Genomic DNA, 11929 nt, shown 5'->3' on the forward strand with positions numbered 1-11929 from the left:
CGTGAGCGGTGCGGGCGGCCTCCGGTGAACGGGACGCCGCCCCGGCGCCCTCAGCCCGCGAGCACCTTGCGGATGCGCTGCAGCGAGACGCTCTCGGCCGTCCCGAGGCCCTGCGCGAAGAAGCTGACGCGCAGCTCCTCGATCATCCATCGGGCGCGGGCGATGTTCTCCGGCGCGTGCGGCGGCAGCGGCCGCACGCCACCGGCCGTGCGGTACAGCTCCTGCGCCGCCTGCACCTCGTTCAGCCAGACGCGGTCGCGCCCCACGTTCTCGACGATCTTGCCGAAGCGCTCGGTGATCGCTGCGAGGTAGCGCGGCAGGTGGCGGAGGCGCTCCACCCCGGTCGCCGAGACGAAGCCCGGGTAGACGAGGCCCGACAGCTGCTCCCGCGCGTCGGTCAGCGCCGGCAGCAGAGCCATGCTCGAGGACGCCTTGAGCGCCTTCTCGACTCCGCGGGCAGTGGTCAGGATCGTGGTCACCGTCTTGACGGTCTCGAACATCGAGTCCATCACGCTCGCCGAGACGCGGTCGCGCACGGCATCGAACTCGGCGCGGAGGAACAGCATCCCGTCGGGCTTCATCCGCCAGAGCACCGCGTCGACGCAGGCGAGCAGGCAGTCGGTGAACAGCGCGGTCGTGTTCTGGTACGGGCTCTGCGCGAGCACGAGCTTCTCGTGCGAGGTGAGGTGCTGCTGCACGTAGGCGACCGGGCTCGGGGTCGCGAGCACCAGGAGGCGGCGCACCCCGCGCGGGTGCTCGCGCGCCTGGTCCTCCGGAGTGGCGAGCAGGCGGATCGAGACGGAGTCGCCGTCGTCGATGAGGGCCGGGTAGGCGCGGATCGTGTTGCCGCCCTGGCGGGTGTCGGTCACCCGGGGGAGCTCGGGCATGTCCCAGGTCTTCAGCCCCCGGCGCTCGAGCGCATCGGGCACCCGCGCCTCGACGACGCGCGCGACCTCGTCGCGGACCCGGCCGCGGAGCCGCTCGGCCAGCGGAGCGAGCTCCTTGCCGGCGGCGATCGTCCGCCCGCGCTCGTCCGCGATCGCGAAGGTCACGCGCAGGTGCGTGGGGATGCGGTCGAGCTCGAAGTCGGAGGCCTTGACGACGACGCCCGCCTCGCGCTGGATGGCGCTCGCGAGGGTCGCGGCGAACGACTCCGTCGGCGGGTTCGGCACGTCGTGCGGGAGCGCGGCGGTGAGCCGACGGGCCCAGTCGTTCGCGGGCACGACGTTGCGGCGCAGGTGCTTGGGCAGCGCCTTGATCATCGCGGCGACCAGTTCGTCGCGGAGTCCCGGGACCAGCCAGTCGAAGCCGAGCGGCGAGACGCGCGGCAGGAGCGCGAGCGGCACGTGGACGGTGACACCGTCCTCCTCGGTACCCGGCTCGAACCGGTACGAGAGCCGGAAGCGCTGGTCGGCCTGGCGCCACTGCGTCGGGAACGCGGTCTCGTCGATCTCCTCCGCGTCCTCGGGCAGCAGGGTCTGCTGGGTCATCGTCAGCAGATCGGGCTCGTCGTGCTGCGCGGTGCGCCACCAGGAGTCGAACGAGCGCACCGAGTGGATGTCGCGGGGGAGGCGGCGGTCGTAGAAGTCGAAGACGGCCTCGTCGTCGACCAGCAGATCGCGTCGCCGGGTGCGCTCCTCCAGCCGCTCCAGCTCGGCGCGCAGGGCCCGGTTCTTGCGGTCGAACGCGTGCCGCGACTCCCACTCGCCCTCGACCAGGGCGTGCCGGATGAACAGCTCGCGGGCGTAGGAGGGGTCGATCCGCGAGAACTGCACGCGGCGGCGGGCGATGATCGGGACTCCGTAGAGCGTGACCTTCTCGTAGGCGACGGCCGCGCCCTGCGACTTCTCCCAGTGCGGCTCGCTGAACTGCCGTTTCACGAGGTCGCCGGCGATCGCCTCCGCCCAGGCGGGATCGATGGCGGCGTTGGAGCGCGCGAAGAGCCGGCTGGTCTCGACCAGCTCGGCGCTCATCACGGCATCGGGCAGCTTCTTGGCGAGAGCGCTGCCCGGGAAGATCGAGAACTTCGCGTTGCGCGCGCCGACGTACTGCACGCTCTGCCGCTCGCGGTTCTTCGCCGCGCGCTGGGCCTGCTGCGAGGTCGTGTCCTTGATGCCGAGGTGCGAGAGCAGGCCGGCGAGCAGCGAGCGGTGGATGCCGTCGGGGTCGACCTTCGGCTCGCCGATCTCGAGCTTCAGTGGGCGGGCGAGCTGGCGCAGCTGACGGAAGACGTCCTGCCATTCGCGCACCCGCAGGTAGTTGAGGTACTCGGCCTTGCACAGCCGGCGGAAGGCGCTGGACGAGAGCTCGGCCTGCTTCTCCTCCAGGTGGTTCCAGAGGTTGAGCAGGGTGAGGAAGTCGCTGGTCGGGTCGATGAAGCGCGCGTGCTGCTGGTCGGCCTGGGCGCGGCGCTCGAGCGGCCGCTCGCGCACGTCCTGGATCGTCAGACCCGCGACGATCGCCATCACCTCGCGGCTGACGCCGTGCTTGCGCGACTCGATGACCATCCGGCCGAAGCGCGGATCGATCGGGAGGCGCGCCAGATCGCGGCCGATGCGCGTCAGCGTCGGTGCTGCTCCCGATCTGCTCCGCGAGATGCCACTTGAGTTCGCTTCCCGCGGCGTGTCGCGTACCGAAGTGGCATCTCGCGGAGGCTCACCGGCGTCGCCCTGGGCTCGGATCGCGCCGAGCTCGCTCAGGAGGTCGAGGCCGTCCTTGATGCCGCGCGAGTCCGGAGGCGTCAGGAACGGGAAGGAGGCGATGTCGCCCAGCCCGAGCGAGATCATCTGCAGGATGACCGCGGCCAGGCCCGTGCGGAGGATCTCGGGATCGGTGTACTCCGGGCGGCGGAGGTAGTCCTCCTCCGAGTACAGCCGGATCGCGATGCCCGCGCTGGTGCGGCCCGAGCGCCCGGAGCGCTGGTTCGCCGATGCCTGCGAGACGGCCTCGATGGGCAGCCGCTGGACCTTGGAGCGCGCGCTGTAGCGCGAGATGCGGGCCGTGCCTCCGTCGATCACGTAGCGGATGCCCGGCACCGTCAGGCTCGTCTCGGCGACGTTGGTGGCGAGGACGACGCGCCGGCGCACGCCCGGGGTGCGCGAGCGCTCGAAGACGCGGTGCTGATCGGCGGCCGACAGGCGGCCATAGAGCGGGAGGACCTCGGTGCCCGGCAGGTCCCGCCCGCGGATCGCGTCCTCCGCGTCGCGGATCTCGTTCTCGCCCGAGAGGAAGACCAGCACGTCGCCCGCGTCCTCGCGCGCCAGCTCGGCCAGGGCATCGGTGATGCCCGTCATCAGGTCGCGGCTGCCCGCTGTCGCGTCGGGGGTGTCGGTGTCGTCGTCCTCCTCCGGCTCCTCGGCGATCAGCGGGCGGTAGCGGATCTCGACGGGATAGGTGCGGCCCGACACCTCGATCACCGGGGCGGGCTTCCCCTCGGCGTCGGAGAAGTGCTTCGCGAAGCTCGCGGGGTCGATCGTCGCGGAGGTGATGACGAGCTTCAGCTCCGGTCGCTGCGGCAGCAGGCGGTGCAGGTAGCCGAGCAGGAAGTCGATGTTGAGGCTGCGCTCGTGCGCCTCGTCGATGATGATCGCGTCGTACCGGCTGAGCATCCGGTCGTGGTTCATCTCGTTCAGCAGGATGCCGTCGGTCATCAGCTTGATCCGCGTCGAGGCGCTCGCCTTGTCGGTGAAGCGGACCTGGTAGCCGACGATCCCGCCGACCTCGTCGTCGAGCTCCTCCGCGATGCGCTCGGCGATCGTGCGCGCGGCGATGCGCCGCGGCTGCGTGTGCGCGATGCTGCCGAGCCCCAGCTCGAGCAGGATCTTCGGCAGCTGCGTCGTCTTGCCGGATCCGGTCGCCCCGGCGACGATCACGACCTGGTTGTCGCGGATCGCGGCGGCGATGTCGTCGCGCCGCGCCGACACGGGCAGTTCGGGCGGATAGCGGATGCTGAGGACGTCTGACATGAGCCCTCCATCCTACGGCCGCGTGCGAGAATGCCCTGTCCCCTCGGCGATCCGGCGGGCTCCCGAGCAGAGAGGGCGGTCCGCGTGAATCCGCAGTCGCTGCTCGTCGTGCTCAACATCGTGCTGCTGCTGTTCGCGATCCAGGGCGTGCTGTCGAACCGGCACCTCTCGAAGGTGGCCAAGGTCGGCTGGGTCGCCTTCATCATCATCGCGCCCTTCCTCGGCAGCATCGCCTACCTCGTGTTCGGCAGGCGCGGCCGCGGATCCGGCACGGCGGCCCCGCCTCGTCCCGAGCGCCCGAGCGGCTGGTTCTTCGAGCGGTGACGGCGGAGCAGCGAGTGCGGGACAGCCTCCGCACCCCCCGCCCGTGGCTGATGCTCGCGCTCGGGGTCGGCGCGCAAGCCGCCACCACCGTGTTCGTGTCGGTCCCGCCGTTCCTGATCCCGCTCCTGCACACCGGGTACGGCTATTCGCTCGCCCAGGCGGGGCTGCTCGCCTCCGCGCCCAACCTCGGTCTCGTGCTGACGCTCGTCGCGTGGGGCGCCCTCGCCGACCGCTACGGCGAGCGGGTCGTGATCGCGATCGGAGTCGGCGCGACGGCCGTCAGCGCGGTCGCGGCGATGCTCGCGGGCGGCGACCTGATCGCGCTCGCCGTGCTCCTCTTCTTCGGCGGCATGGCATCGGCCAGCGTCAACGCCGCGAGCGGGCGCGTGGTGATCGGCTGGTTCCCGCGCCACCGCCGCGGGCTGGCCATGGGCATCCGGCAGATGGCCCAGCCGCTCGGAGTCGCGGTGGCCGCCCTCGTGGTCCCGCCGATCGCCGCCGCGGCCGGGATCCCGGCAGCTCTCGCCGTGCCGGCCGTGCTGCTCGCCGTCCTGGCCGTCGCCTGCGCGATCGGCATCGTCGATCCGCCTCGGGCGGCCCGCGACGCCGCGGCTCCGGCGCGCAATCCGTACCGGGGGAGCGGCGCTCTCTGGCGCATCCACGGCGTCTCGGCGCTCCTGGTCGTGCCGCAGTTCACCCTCTCCACCTTCGGCCTGGTCTGGCTGATCGTCGATCAGAGCTGGGATCCGGCCGCCGCCGGCGTGCTCATCGCGGTCGCGCAGTTCGCCGGCGCGTTCGGCCGGATCGCGGTGGGGGTGCTGAGCGACCGGGTCGGCTCGCGACTGGCTCCGCTGCGCTGGGTGGCCGTCGCGGGTGTCATCGCCCTGCTGCTGCTCGCCGGCACGAGTGCGCTGCACGCCGGAGTCGCGGTCGCCGCCGTCCTCTTCGTCGTCGCCACCACGATCTCGGTCGCCGACAACGGGCTGGCGTTCACCTCCGTCGCCGAGATCGCGGGGCCGTCGTGGTCGGGCCGGGCGCTCGGCGCCCAGAACACGGGGCAGTTCGCCGCGGCAGCCGTGGCGGCGCCGGCGATCGGTGCGCTGATCGGGCTGGTCGGCTACCCGCTGGCCTTCGTGGTCGTCGCTCTGGCGCCCGTCGTCGCTCTGCCGCTCGTGCCGTCGCCCCGGCGCGAGGAGGCGCTGCAGAACGTCGGCTGAGAGTGCCCGTCGCGCGCGAGCGGCGGTCTCGGCCGATGTCGCGCACGGCCGGCAACCCCCTGGCGCCCCGGCCGAGCCGGGATAGCGTGGCGGGATGGCCGAACGACTGCGCTCGAGTGTCAGCCCCTACCTCCGCTCGCACGCGGACAACCCCGTCGACTGGTTCCCGTGGGGCGAGGAGGCGTTCGCTGAGGCGGTGCGCCGCGACGTGCCGGTCCTCGTCTCGATCGGCTACGCGACCTGCCACTGGTGCCACGTGATGGCGCGCGAGTCGTTCTCGGATCCGGTGCTCGCCGCGCGGTTGAACGCCGGCTTCGTCGCCGTGAAGGTCGACCGCGAGGAGCACCCGGATGTCGACACCGCCTACCTCACCGCCGCCAGCGCGTTCACCCGCCACCTCGGCTGGCCGCTCACCGTCTTCACCACACCCGAAGGCGAGGCGTTCTACGCTGGCACGTACTTCCCGCCGCGCGCGGTCGGCGGGACGCCCGCCTTCTCCGACGTGCTCGACGCCGTGTCCGAGGCGTGGCGCCTGCGCCGCGACGAGGTGCACGCGACCGCCGGCTCGCTCGCGACGGCCCTCCGTGAGGCGACCTCCGAGCGCCCGGTCTCCTCGGGCCTTCCTGACGACGCGGCGCTCGACGCCGCCGTCCGGTGGCTGGCGGAGGAGGAGGACCGCGAGCACGGAGGCTTCGGCGGAGCGCCGAAGTTCCCGGTGGCTCCGGTGCTCGGCTTCCTCGCCTCGCGACCCTCGGGCGCCGAGCTGGCCGAGCGCACCCTCCTCACGCTCGCGCACTCACCGCTGCGCGATCGCGACGGCGGCTTCTTCCGCTACGCGACCCGCGCCGACTGGAGCGACCCGCACTACGAGCGGATGCTCTACGACAACGCGCTGCTCCTCGACGTCGCCGCCGTCCTGCTCGGCCGCGACGGGACCGACACCGCCGCGCTGACCGGAGTCGCGGAGGGGATCGCCTCCTTCCTGCTCACCACGCTCCGGCGGCCGGGCGGCGGCTTCGCCAGCGCACAGGACTCCGAGAGCACCGTCGACGGGCAGCGCTCCGAGGGCGGCTACTACCTCGCGGAGGATCGGAGCGGCCTCGAACCGCCGGCACTCGACGAGAAGGTGGTCACCGGCTGGAACGGCCTCGCGATCCAGGCCCTGGCGCGTGCCGGCCGGGCTCTGGGCCGCGAGGAGTGGATCGACGCGGCCCGGGGCGCGGCCGACTTCCTCCTCGAGCGGCATCTGGTCGACGGGGAGGTCGCGGTCCGCGCCTCCCTCGGTGACGCGGTCTCGGCGGCTCGGCCCGCACTCGAGGACCTCGGGATGCTCGCCGGCGGGCTCCTCCGTCTCGCCGTGGCCGAGGGCTCGCCGCGGTACGCGCGGGTCGCGCGAACCCTGATCGACGGCGCGCTCGAGGCCGCGGGGGAGTGGCCGCCGTTCGCGCTGCCGGGAGGCGGTGATCCCGCCCTCGCCGTGCGCGGACTGCTGCTCGCCGCCGACCCCTCGGAGGGGGCGTACCCCTCCGGGCTCTCGGCCGCGGCCGATGCGGCGCACGAGCTGTACCTGCTGACCGGCGAGCTGCGCTATCGCGAGGCGGCGGAGGCGGTCGTCGCCGCGGTCGCGCCCGGCGCGGTCCCGCAGCCGATGGGCTCCGGCGCGGTCCTCGCCCTGGCGACCCGGCTCGCGCGGCCCGTGACGCAGCTGGTGCTGGTCGCTCCGGGCGACGCGGTGGAGCTGCTGACCGGCGCGCGGACCGCCGGACTGGGCATCGCGGTCGCGGTGTCGGACGAGGGTGCCGTCGAGTGGGCGGAGGCGGGCTTCGAGCTGTTCGAGGGCCGCAGCTCCCGGGACGCTCTGCCGACCGCGTACGCGTGCGAGGCGTTCGTCTGCGCGCTGCCGACGACGAGCCTGCCCGCCGTGCTCACGCCGCGGTGACCACCAGCGGCGCCTCGGGGTCGGCCGCCCACTCGTTGAGCGAGCCGTCGTAGACCACGACGTCGTCCCTGCCGAGGAGGCTCAGCGCGAGTGCGTCGGCGGTCGCGGCGACACCGCCGCCGCAGTAGAGCACGATCCGCTCGGCGCCGAGCACGTCGGCGAAGAGCTCGCGGAGGCGCGCGGTCGGCAGGATCGTGTTCGTCCCGCGGTCGACGAGTCGCGTCGCGGGCACGCTGACCGAGCCGGGCAGGTGGCCGCGGCGGGGGCGCTGGCCCGCCTCGCCGGTGAACTCCTTCGGCGGCACGGCGCAGACCAGGGCGCCCGACTCCTCACCGTTCACGATGCGCTCGACGCCGACCTTGTCGATCCAGAGCGGGCGCTCCTCACGGACTGCGATACCGGCTGTCGGCACGGGCGCGACGTGCCCGGTCTCGATCGGCCGCGACTCCTGCCGCCACGCGGTGAGACCACCGTCGAGCACGGCGACGGACTCGTGGCCTGCGGCGCGCAGCAGCCACCACAGCCGGGACGCCCACTGCCCGACGGCCGAGTCGTAGACCACGACGACCGAGTCGTCGGTGACGCCCAGCGCGCCGACCGCGGCGGCGAAGCGCTCGGGGTCGAGGCGGCTGAACGGGTACGCGGCCCCGGCGTCCGAGAGGTGCTCGATCAGGTCGGCGAAGACGGCTCCGGGCACGTGGCCCTCGACGAGGTACTGGTCCTCGCCGCTGAGGTAGCGGTAGCGGCCGTCGAAGCCGGGCACGAAGAGCACGCCGGCGTCGATGACGACGAGGTTCTCGCGCCCCAGCTGGTCGGCCAGCCACTGCGTCGAGACGATCGGCCGGGTCAGGTAGGGCGAACTGCTCATGCCCTCACGCTAGGCCGCACCCCCGACACCCGCACCCCGGCACGTAACCCCGCTTCACGTGCCGCCCCACATGCCGCCCCGAGACGCCGCGTTCTTCTCGAGACACCTCGCATGCGGTGGTGTCTCGGCAGCGAGCACGGTGCCTCAGCACCTCGCGGGGACTCTACGAGGTGCCTCCACAGGCGCACGCCATCCACAGCCTGCTCAGATGAGCTCCACGGGGGTGGCGGCATCGCGCAGGATCGGCGCATGACCGAGCTGCCGCTGTTCTTCGTCCGTGATCTGCGTGCTCGAGGCGCCTCGACTGTGCTCGCTGACGCGGCGCACCTCGAAGCGATCTGGCGAGGGGTCCGGGCGCCTGCGGCGGCGTGGGAGCAGGCGGATGAGCGCACTCGGCAGCACGCGCGCGCTCGAGCGGCGGTGGGGTTGAGGCACGGCGTCCTCGTCGGCGAGTCGGCGGCACTCCTGCACGGGATCCCCCTGATCGACGGACTCGACTCGCGAGTTCACGTGCTCGCTCGAGCAGGCGTGGGGAGCAGGAGCCGGGACGCCGTCAGGGAGCGCGCGTTCGCCATCGCGCCGGAGGAGGTGCTGGTGGACGGCGTCGTGGTGTCGTCGATCATCGACACGGTGGTCGATGTGACGCGGTGCTCCGGGTTCCGGCGTGGCGTGGTCGCGGTGGATCACGTGCTGCACGGCGAAGCGGTCGCTGCTCGCGATCCCGAGGTGATGCGCGACCGCCTGACCGAACGTCTGTCGAGGTTCGGGTCGGCGCGCGGTGTCCGGAAGGCGAGAGAGGTGATCGCGTTCGCGGACGCGCGGGCCGAATCGCCGCTGGAGTCCGTCAGCAGAGTGGAGATGGCGGTCGCAGGTCTTCCCGCCCCGCGACTCCAGCATGTCTGGACACTCCCCGGAGGAGGGCGGGCCGTGACCGATTTCGACTGGCCCGAGCACGGCCTCGTCGGAGAAGCCGACGGACGGGCGAAATACTCCCTCGGGGCATCGGGGGTCACGGAGTCGATCTTCCGCGAGAAGCGCCGCGAGAACGCGCTGCGCCTCCTCGGCCCGCGCGTGGTCCGGTGGGAGTGGAAGGACGCGATCGCCGGAGCACCCCTGATCTCGCTTCTCCTCGCAGCCGGGCTGCCTCGAGAGCGATGACGGGTGCTCGAGACACCTGCTTCTTCAGCGAGACGTCCCGGTCATCGTGGCGGCTCGGCGAGACCTGGCCGGTTCGGCGACAGAGTGACCGATCGGTCAGCACTCGATGACGTTGACCGCGAGGCCGCCCTCGCTGGTCTCCTTGTACTTGGAGGACATGTCGATGCCGGTCTGGCGCATCGTCTCGATGACCGTGTCGAGCGAGACGCGGTGGATGCCGTCGCCGTGCAGGGCGAGGCGCGCGGCGCTCACGGCCGTGGACGCGGCGATCGCGTTGCGCTCGATGCACGGGATCTGCACCAGCCCGCCGACCGGGTCGCAGGTGAGGCCCAGGTGGTGCTCCATCGCGATCTCGGCGGCGTTCTCGACCTGTCGCGGCGTGCCTCCGAGGACCGCGCAGAGCGCCCCCGCCGCCATGGCGCACGCCGAACCGACCTCGCCCTGGCAGCCCGCCTCCGCGCCCGAGATCGACGCGTTGGTCTTGCAGAGCGAGCCGATCGCCGTCGCCGTCAGGAGGAAGCGCCGGATCCCCGCGCGGTCGGCGCCCGGCACGAAGCGGAGGTAGTAGTGCGCGACGGCCGGGATGATGCCGGCCGCTCCGTTCGTCGGAGCCGTCACGACCCGCCCGCCCGCCGCGTTCTCCTCGTTCACGGCGAGGGCGAACGCGTGCAGCCACTCGACCGAGGTGGCGCGGGCGCGGTCGAGCGGATCGACCTCGAACGCCTCGAGCCGCTCGCGCATCAGCGACGCCCGCCGGCGCACCTCGAGCCCGCCGGGAAGCACGCCGTCGGTCTCGAGGCCGTGCTCGACGCAGGCGGCCATCGCGTCCCAGATGCCGTCGAGGCGGGCGTCGATGTCCTGGTCGGGGTGCAGCGCGCGCTCGTTCGCCGCGGCGATCTCGTCGATGCTCGAGCGGGTCCGGTCGCACGTCGCGAGCAGGTCGAGGGCCGAGACGAAGGGGTACGGATGCGCGGCCAGCGCCGCGAGGTCGGCGCGCTCTCCCGCTCGGCGGATGAAGCCGCCTCCGATCGAGTAGTAGGTCTCCTCCCACGCCGGCAGCGCCTCGTCGCCCAGCCACACGCTGAAGGTGAGCGCGTTCGGGTGCTCGGGCAGGCGGGTCCGGGGCTCGAAGGCGATGTCGTCGCGGGTCATCGGCAGCCGCCGCTCACCGGCCAGCAGGATCTCGGCGTCCTCGTCGAGTCTCCGCCAGGCTCCGCGCACGGCGTCGGGGTCGCAGCTCTCGGGAGCGAGTCCGGACAGACCGGCGACGACCGCGTCGGGCGTGCCGTGACCGATCCCGGTCGACCCGAGCGAGCCGTACAGCGTGCAGCCGACCCGCGTGACCGTGCCGAGCAGCCCCGCCGCGCGGAGGCGCCCGGCCAGCGCCAGCGCCGCGCGCATCGGGCCGACGGTGTGCGAGCTGGACGGACCGATCCCGACGCTGAACAGGTCGAGGACGGAGACGTAGGCACTCATGTGCCGAGACTACGCCGCGCACGACGGAGGGGGCGGGCTCCTCGATCAGGCGCCCGCCCCCTCCGCCGAGTGGTCAGAACTCGCAGTGCACGTGATCCGAGTGGCCCGCGCCACCCGGGCCGAGGGTGAGCGTCGCCACGAGCAGCTGCGGGAGGCGATGGCCGGCATCGAGTACCGCGACACCGGCGAGATCCCGGCGGCCTACAAGCCGATCGACCGGGTGATGGCGGACGCGGCCGACCTGGTCGAGGTGCGCCGCACCCTCCGGCAGCTCGTCAACGTGAAGGGCGACTGACCCCCGGCTCGCGGACAGCGGTTCGGCTCGCAGGAATCGAGAGATCCTGCGAGCCGAACGCGATTCTGCGAGCCGCCGTCGAACGCGGGCGAGCCGGTCGCCCTGCCGTCAGCGGATCGTCTTGCGCGCCGTGATCTGCCCGGTGTCGAAGCCCAGCAGGTGCAGCCCGCCGTGGAACCGCGCGTGCTCGACCTTGATGCAGCGGTCCATGACGACCGTCAGGCCCTTCGACTCCCCGTACTCGGCCGCCTCCTGGTTCCAGATGCCGAGCTGCACCCAGACCGTCGGCGCGCCGATGGCGACGACGTCGTCGATCACCGAGGGGATGTCGCTCGCCTTGCGGAACACGTCGACGATGTCGGGGACGACGGGGAGGTCGGCGAGGCTCCTGTAGACCCGCTGCCCGAGGATCTCGGTCGCGTTCGGGTTCACGAAGTACAGCTCGTAGTCGCTCGACTGCTGCAGGTAGGTCGAGACGAAGTACGACGAGCGCGCGGGGTTGGGCGACGCTCCGACGATCGCGACCGTCTTCGCGCGGCGGAGGATGTCGAGCCGCTGCTTCGCGTCGGGCCCGACCCAGGTGCGCTGCGACTTCAGCAGCTTCGCCAGCGGCGAGCTCGCGGGCACGGAGCAGCTCAGCCCGTTGGTCAGCTGGGCGACGACGGTGTCATCGGTCGTGGTCATGGC

General features: G+C 72.6%; 9 protein-coding genes. 5 read left to right on the forward strand and 4 right to left on the reverse strand.

From position 1 onward, the window contains the following. Positions 1–50 precede the first annotated feature (50 nt). Complete coding sequence (hrpA, locus tag ASG06_RS10960) at positions 51–3965, reverse strand: ATP-dependent RNA helicase HrpA (RefSeq protein WP_056041941.1); 3915 nt, start codon at positions 3963–3965, stop codon at positions 51–53. Positions 3966–4049: 84 nt separating this feature from the next. Between hrpA and ASG06_RS10965 the strand changes: the two genes are divergently transcribed. The 3 genes from ASG06_RS10965 (at position 4050) to ASG06_RS10975 (ending at position 7445) form a co-directional block, all read left to right on the forward strand. Next, positions 4050–4289: a PLD nuclease N-terminal domain-containing protein gene (locus tag ASG06_RS10965; RefSeq protein WP_056041943.1), complete on the forward strand. Its 240-nt coding sequence runs from the start codon at positions 4050–4052 to the stop codon at positions 4287–4289. A gap of 50 nt (positions 4290–4339) precedes the next feature. Continuing rightward, positions 4340–5506, forward strand: coding sequence for an MFS transporter (locus ASG06_RS10970; protein WP_056042560.1), 1167 nt, complete (start codon positions 4340–4342; stop codon positions 5504–5506). Between the two features lie 94 nt (positions 5507–5600). Further along, the gene (locus ASG06_RS10975; RefSeq protein WP_056041945.1) at positions 5601–7445 is read left to right on the forward strand and encodes a thioredoxin domain-containing protein; all 1845 of its coding nucleotides are present in this window, start codon (positions 5601–5603) and stop codon (positions 7443–7445) included. Here the strand turns inward: ASG06_RS10975 and ASG06_RS10980 are convergent. Then, a complete protein-coding gene (locus ASG06_RS10980) occupies positions 7432–8313 on the reverse strand; it encodes a sulfurtransferase (protein WP_056041948.1) in 882 nt (293 codons plus the stop codon). The genes ASG06_RS10975 and ASG06_RS10980 overlap by 14 nt on opposite strands. 249 nt (positions 8314–8562) lie before the next feature. Here ASG06_RS10980 and ASG06_RS10985 point away from each other — a divergent pair, with 249 nt between their 5' ends. Next, complete coding sequence (locus tag ASG06_RS10985; protein WP_056041950.1) at positions 8563–9471, forward strand: hypothetical protein; 909 nt, start codon at positions 8563–8565, stop codon at positions 9469–9471. 96 nt (positions 9472–9567) lie between these two features. On the opposite strand, the gene ASG06_RS10990 is transcribed toward ASG06_RS10985, so the two are convergent. Continuing rightward, positions 9568–10947, reverse strand: coding sequence for an L-serine ammonia-lyase (locus ASG06_RS10990; RefSeq protein WP_056041951.1), 1380 nt, complete (start codon positions 10945–10947; stop codon positions 9568–9570). On the opposite strand from ASG06_RS10990, the gene ASG06_RS20605 reads away from it, so the two are divergent. Further along, entirely contained in the window at positions 10946–11242 is a 297-nt protein-coding gene (locus tag ASG06_RS20605) for an RtcB family protein (RefSeq protein WP_056041953.1), read from the forward strand. The two genes, ASG06_RS10990 and ASG06_RS20605, sit on opposite strands and share 2 nt — an antisense overlap. Before the next feature lie 108 nt (positions 11243–11350). Here the strand turns inward: ASG06_RS20605 and ASG06_RS11000 are convergent, their stop codons facing one another. Next, the gene (locus ASG06_RS11000) at positions 11351–11926 is read right to left on the reverse strand and encodes a CoA-binding protein (protein WP_056041956.1); all 576 of its coding nucleotides are present in this window, start codon (positions 11924–11926) and stop codon (positions 11351–11353) included. Positions 11927–11929: the final 3 nt, after the last annotated feature.

The organism is Rathayibacter sp. Leaf185 (assembly GCF_001423885.1).
In the GTDB taxonomy this organism is placed as follows: domain Bacteria; phylum Actinomycetota; class Actinomycetes; order Actinomycetales; family Microbacteriaceae; genus Rathayibacter.

Coding starts and splice junctions, on each gene's coding strand:
- ASG06_RS11000 (WP_056041956.1), bottom strand. CDS start 11,926: ATGACCACGACCGATGACACCGTCGTCGCCCAGCTGACCAACGGGCTG.
- ASG06_RS10975 (WP_056041945.1), top strand. CDS start 5,601: ATGGCCGAACGACTGCGCTCGAGTGTCAGCCCCTACCTCCGCTCGCAC.
- ASG06_RS10990 (WP_056041951.1), bottom strand. CDS start 10,947: ATGAGTGCCTACGTCTCCGTCCTCGACCTGTTCAGCGTCGGGATCGGT.
- ASG06_RS10985 (WP_056041950.1), top strand. CDS start 8,563: ATGACCGAGCTGCCGCTGTTCTTCGTCCGTGATCTGCGTGCTCGAGGC.
- ASG06_RS20605 (WP_056041953.1), top strand. CDS start 10,946: ATGTGCCGAGACTACGCCGCGCACGACGGAGGGGGCGGGCTCCTCGAT.
- ASG06_RS10970 (WP_056042560.1), top strand. CDS start 4,340: ATGCTCGCGCTCGGGGTCGGCGCGCAAGCCGCCACCACCGTGTTCGTG.
- ASG06_RS10980 (WP_056041948.1), bottom strand. CDS start 8,313: ATGAGCAGTTCGCCCTACCTGACCCGGCCGATCGTCTCGACGCAGTGG.
- hrpA (WP_056041941.1), bottom strand. CDS start 3,965: ATGTCAGACGTCCTCAGCATCCGCTATCCGCCCGAACTGCCCGTGTCG.